Genomic DNA, 5,865 nt, shown 5'->3' on the forward strand with positions numbered 1-5,865 from the left:
AGCCGAGGGCGCCTCAACCCGCGCGGCGTCAAGCGCAAGATGAGCAACTACAACGTCCGCCACCGCGGAGAGAAACTGCATCAGAGGCATGAGCCAGTGCCGGTGTTACGTATCTGAACAGTATTGCGTCTACGTGCCCATTTACAATTTGCTGCATCGCAAGTGGATAAGGCAATAGATGAGCAAGAAAGCCGACGAAACTGAATCGAGTGGACGCGCGCCCTCGATTTCAAAAAAGGCCGACAAGGACAGCCTGCACAAGCTCCAGATCGAACTGGTCAAGCTGCAGCGGCATTTCATTCAGTGCGATGACAAAATCCTGATCATCTTTGAAGGCCGGGACGCTGCCGGGAAGGACGGCACGATCAAGCGCATCGTTGAGCATTTGAGTCCGCGCGAAACACGCGTCGTGGCTCTCGGCAAGCCCTCGGACCGAGACCGTACATCGTGGTACTTCCAGCGTTATGTTCCGTATTTGCCGGCGGCCCAGGAACGCGTGCTGTTTAACCGCAGCTGGTACAACCGGGCGGGGGTGGAGCGGGTAATGGGCTTCTGCACCGAGGCCGAGCACCAAGAGTTCATGGGCTCGGTGTCAGACTTCGAGCATATGTTGATGCGCTCGGGAATCAAGCTCCTCAAGTACTATCTCGACATCAGCAAACCCGAGCAGAAGCAACGCTTGAATGAGTGCAAGCGTGATCCACTCACACAATGGAAAGTCAGCACGCTTGACAACCTGGCGCTCAAAAAGTGGAAGCAGTACAGCCTGGCGCGCGACGAGATGCTGGCACACACCCACAACGCCATAGCGCCGTGGACCATCGTGTGCGCCGACGACAAACAATTGGCGCGGCTCGACATCATCAAGAACCTGCTCAGTCGGCTTCACTATGCAGACAAGGACGAGCGGCTGATCCTGCCGGATCCTGATGTTGTCTTTATGTACGACGAAACGTATTTGAAAAACGGCATGATTGCAGAGTGAATCAGACGCGCGGCGGCGGTGAGGGCTCGTTAATGAATAACCTGAACATCCCGGCACTCGTCGTGTCCGGCAGCTCCGCGCTATTGGCTATCAATGCGCCCATACTGAAGCGGACCAAGCTGGCAGGTATCCGTCGGCCTGACGGAGTGGCGGCGACTGTTGCAGCGCAGGTGCCGGCGTGACGGTCACCACGCAGCGCCCAGCCGGCATGCCCCGTGCCACCATGGCGACGCTCATGCTCGCCGTCTTCACTGTGTCAGTCGGCTTTGGCGTCGTGCTTCCGCTGCTGCCTTACCTGATCGAGCGGCTCCTGGGAGCGGGCGTAGCGGCTGCGCAAGTTTCCCGGCACACCGGGTTGCTGACCGGCGTCTATACCCTCGCGCTTTTTCTGTTTGCGCCCATGTGGGGTCGACTATCCGATCGACGCGGCCCGCGTGGTGTGTTGCTTGTCGGGCTGCTCGGCTTCGGCGTCACCATGCTGGTTTTCTCGTTCATCGACAATCTCATTGCGGTTTACGCCGAGCGTTTCCTGAGCGGCCTATTCGCTGCGGCGGTGACGCCAGTGGCGGCGGCTGTGATCGGCAACTTCACTACCACCGAGCAGGGGCGCGCCCGCCGGCTCGCGTTCGTGAGCATGGCCGGCATTGCCGGCTTCCTGCTCGGACCGATGCTGGGTGTGTTCGTCACGCGCTTTGCAGCGGATTTCTTCACTCTCGCCATGCCCGCCGGATCGGTCGCGATTCCGCTCGTGGCGACTGCACTGCTCGCCTTCCTCGTGGCTCCCGCTGTCGCGTTTTCCGTGCCGGGTGGCGCGGGCCACGATCGGTCAAAGAAGACGACGGGCGTCTCGGTCGATAAGACTGCATGGCTGGTGCCGAAGCTGCTCATCCTCACCTTCATCGTCTCGGCCGGCGTCGGGGTGTTCGAGGTCGGACTGGCACTGCGCGGCAAGCAGGAGCTCGGCTTGACCCCATACCAGATCGCGCTGATGTTCACCGAGTGCAGCCTGGTCATGTTTGTGATACAGGCCATCGTATTCTCGCCCTGGTTCAAACCGGATAAGACCCGCTGGCTCATCGCGCCCGCGCTGTCGGTGCTGGCGGCCGGCTTGTTCCTGGTACCGTGGGCGTCTGATTTTACGTCGATGCTGGTCGTGATCGGTGCGGTCGCGGCCAGCGCCGGCATCCTTTCGCCGATACTGACTTACTGGATCTCGGCCAAGGCCGGGAGCGCGCAGGGCTGGGAACTCGGCAAGCAGACGGCAGCCACCAGCCTGGGGGTCACCCTGGGCTCGGCAGCAGGCGGACTCCTCTTCAATATCGCCGCGCTGCCTGGCGCCCCCTTCGTCCTGACCGCTGGGCTCGTCGCATTGGGCTTCCTGTTGAGCCTCGGATTGTCGCATTTACTCATGCCCCATCATCCCGGAGGCAGGGCATTTACGAGCAAGCCGCCGTGACCGGAACCACCATGAAAGAAAATCCTTTGCGCAAAGTCCTGCGCGATCATCGCGCGAATTTATGAAACATCCGGGTTAACAAGACATGCTGAAGACGACTGAGGAGCAACGATGAAAACGACCGTCATTGATGTGCGCGACCTGCTCTCCCCGTTGAGCGCACGGGGCGTCGAGAAACAACTGGTCAAGATGCCGGGGATAAAGCAAGTCGATGTGAACAGCGTTTCGGGCAGCGCGACGGTGGTGTATGACGGGACGGTGACGGACCTCGATGCCATCAAGGCCAAAGTACACGAATGCGGCCATCACTGCGGCGGCGAGCTTGTACCCAGGCACCTTTGTGAACAAGAACATCCACCTGGCGATGCGCAAGTCATGGCGGATCCCGCAAAGGCTACGCCGGTCTCCGCAATGCCGCCCGCGCAACATCGCCAGCACACCGGACATGCCACCCCCGTCCAAACCGCGCAACCTACCGAGCATGCGGATAGGGACAGCATGGGGCATGAGATGGGCCACGGCGCCGGCATGGACATGCAGGCGATGGCGCGCGACATGCGCAACCGTTTTTTCATTGCGTTGCTGTTCGCGCTACCGGTGTTTCTCTATACGTCGATGGGCATGCAGTTTCTCCAGCTTGAGCCGCCATTCGGGATGGACCGCAACATTTTTCTGTTCGTGCTCGCGAGCGGCGCGATTATCTATCCCGGCTGGCCGTTTTACGTCGCCGCGTTCCGTGCTGTCCGCAATGGCGTGGCCAACATGGCGGTGCTCGTTTTCCTGTCCGTTGGAACCGGCTATTTTTTCAGTGTGGGCGCCACTTTTTTCTTCGCAGGCGAACAGTTCTACGAAGCCGCATCGGTGCTGCTGGTATTCATTCTGCTGGGCCATTGGCTGGAGATGCGCGCCCGCGCCGGGGCGTCCGACGCCATCCGCGCGCTGATGGACCTCGCCCCGCCGAAAGCCTCCGTTATTCGCGATGGCCGCGAGATCGAGCTGCCGACCGCCGAGGTGGTGGCGGGCGATATCGTCGTGATCCGGCCGGGCAACAAAATTCCGGTGGACGGCGAAGTCACCGAAGGCGAATCGCAAGTGGACGAATCCATGCTCACCGGCGAATCCATGCCGGTCAAAAAAGTTGTCGGTGATACTGTGATCGGTGCCACCATCAACAAGAGCGGCAGCTTCAAGTACCGCGCGACCAAGGTCGGCGCCGACACCGCACTCGCCCAGATCGTGAAACTGGTGCAGACGGCGCAGAACTCCAAGGCGCCCGGTCAGCGGCTGGCCGACCGGGCTGCGCAATGGCTGGTGCTCGCCGCAATTGTCATCGGTCTTGCTACCTTTGCGGTATGGTTCTGGTGGATCGGGCAACCGTTACTGTTTGCCATGACGCTGACCATCACCGTGTTCGTGATTGCCTGCCCGGATGCACTGGGCCTGGCCACACCGATGGCGATCATGGTCGGCACCGGGCTGGGGGCGATGAACGGCATCCTGTTCAAGAACGCTGCCGCCTTGGAGGAGGCCACCAGGCTCAACGTCATTATCTTCGACAAGACCGGCACGCTGACCCTGGGGCAGCCCGAGGTGGTGGATGTGGCGACGGCGGCGGGCGCCGGCGTGGACGCCATGCTGGCTTTGGCCGCCGCGGTTGAACAGGGCTCCGAACATCCGCTTGCCCAGGCCATCCTGAAGCGCGCGGCCGGCATGCCGACGCAGACTAGCAGCGGCTTCACCAATATCGACGGCATGGGCGCCAAGGCGGAAGTCGAAGGACGCACTGTGCTGCTGGGTAACCGTAAATTGATGGAGGCAGAACACATCGATATGAACGGCCTGGCCGCCAGGGCCGACGAAATGCAGGGGGCGGGCCGCACCGTCGTGCATGTCGCCCAGGGCGGCAAGCTGCTCGGGCTCATCGCCATCGCCGACGCGCTGCGGCCGACGTCGAAAGACGCCATCCAGGCGCTGCAGCGACGCGGCGTGAAAGTGGCCATGCTCACCGGCGACAACCGTGCCACCGCCGAGCGCATCGGCCGCGAACTTGGTATCGACATCGTGCTCGCCGACGTGCTGCCGGGCCAGAAGGCGGAGAAGGTCAAGGAACTGCAAGCACAAGGCAACAAGGTCGGCATGGTGGGCGATGGCATCAACGATGCGCCCGCCCTGACGCAAGCCGACGTGGGCTTCGCCATCGGCGCCGGCACCGACGTGGCGATGGAGAGCGCCGATGTGGTGCTGATGAAAAGCGACCCGTTCGATGTGGTCGGTGCGCTTGAGCTTTCCCGCGCCACGCTGCGCAAGATGCACCAGAATCTCGGCTGGGCGGTCGGCTACAACGTCATCGCCTTCCCGCTCGCCGCAGGTGTGTTCTACCCGTTTACGCTGAGTCCCGGGATCGCGGCGCTCGCCATGTCCGGCAGCTCGGCGCTGGTGGCCATCAATGCGCTGATGTTGAAGCGCACCAGGCTGGCAGGCATCCGCCAGCCTGTCGGGGCCGCCAAAATATTATGAGGCGGCCAGGAGATGATTCCTCGGCTGGGGCCTGCTCGGGCCCGCGCCGAGCCGGGCCCATGACAAGACCGGCATCACCACGGCGCGTCGGCTGTCGTTCGCGACGGTGGCCAACATGCTGCAGAATCTCATGTTCGCGTTCCTCGACAACGCGCTGGGCGTACCCATCGCCGCCGGCGTGCTCCATCCACCACCCATTCACTGGGCTTCAGCTCGGTAGCGTTCCTCGACAACGCACTGCGCTTGCGCCACGCGCGCCTGCCGTGGGGCGCTCACCGGCAGATTCCATCTTCACCCTCGCCGATATGGAGGCGGCGCAGCAGCGCATGATCCACGCCCGCGTGCGCCTGCTGCTGGTGACCGATATGAGTGGCAACGTGCTGGCCTGGTTACCGGGCGCGACCTGCTCGGCGAGAAACCGATCCGCATCGCGGTGGACGATGGCATCGCGCGCGACGCGGTGACGGTGGCGCGGGTGATGGTGCCGCGCGAGCGCATCCAGGTGCTGGACTACAGCGAGGTGCAGCACTCCCTGGTGCTCGAACAAGGCCCGGTGCCGACCCTCCGCGGCATCTTCTCCACCACCCAGATCGGACGTCTCGCTCGGCGCGCCGAGCGAGGCGTCAGCGCGGTCGCAGAGCTTCGCCGAGGTCGAGCATCTGCTGGCGGCAAGCTGAGCAGGCCGCGGGGTTCGCCGCCATCGCCGCCCTCTCACCTGTGGAGTTGCCACGGGGGCGGCACAATGGCCGTACGCGGGACGGGCTAGCCGCCGCCCGGCCGCGCAACCCCCCTACACCAAGTCCACACGCATGACCGATCTCGGCCTCGAAGCCCGCCAATTCGTCCGCGCCCATCCCAACGGCGTGCTGTCCACCTTGTCGAAACGCCTCGGCGGCATGCCCTTCGG

Annotated in this window: 6 protein-coding genes; all 6 read left to right on the forward strand. The window is 63.0% G+C overall.

What is annotated here, in order from left to right:
- Positions 1-178 precede the first annotated feature (178 nt).
- Entirely contained in the window at positions 179-985 is an 807-nt protein-coding gene (gene ppk2, locus ACYCUK_RS22870) for a polyphosphate kinase 2 (protein WP_461596909.1), read from the forward strand.
- A complete protein-coding gene (locus ACYCUK_RS22875) occupies positions 982-1,167 on the forward strand; it encodes a hypothetical protein (protein WP_461596910.1) in 186 nt (61 codons plus the stop codon). The genes ppk2 and ACYCUK_RS22875 overlap by 4 nt, the downstream gene beginning before the upstream one ends.
- A 26-nt stretch (positions 1,168-1,193) precedes the next feature.
- Positions 1,194-2,441 (forward strand): MFS transporter, encoded by a 1,248-nt coding sequence (locus ACYCUK_RS22880; RefSeq protein WP_461596911.1) that lies wholly within the window; start codon positions 1,194-1,196, stop codon positions 2,439-2,441.
- Between the two features lie 111 nt (positions 2,442-2,552).
- The gene (locus tag ACYCUK_RS22885; RefSeq protein WP_461596912.1) at positions 2,553-4,958 is read left to right on the forward strand and encodes a heavy metal translocating P-type ATPase; all 2,406 of its coding nucleotides are present in this window, start codon (positions 2,553-2,555) and stop codon (positions 4,956-4,958) included.
- A gap of 263 nt (positions 4,959-5,221) precedes the next feature.
- Positions 5,222-5,422 carry a hypothetical protein gene (locus tag ACYCUK_RS22890; RefSeq protein WP_461596913.1) on the forward strand — a complete coding sequence of 67 codons (201 nt, stop codon included), beginning with the start codon at positions 5,222-5,224 and terminating at the stop codon, positions 5,420-5,422.
- Positions 5,392-5,724: a CBS domain-containing protein gene (locus tag ACYCUK_RS22895; protein ID WP_461596914.1), complete on the forward strand. Its 333-nt coding sequence runs from the start codon at positions 5,392-5,394 to the stop codon at positions 5,722-5,724. Before ACYCUK_RS22890 ends, ACYCUK_RS22895 begins: the two co-directional genes overlap by 31 nt.
- The last annotated feature ends 141 nt before the right edge of the window (positions 5,725-5,865 follow it).

The organism is Thiomonas sp. (genome assembly GCF_054608695.1).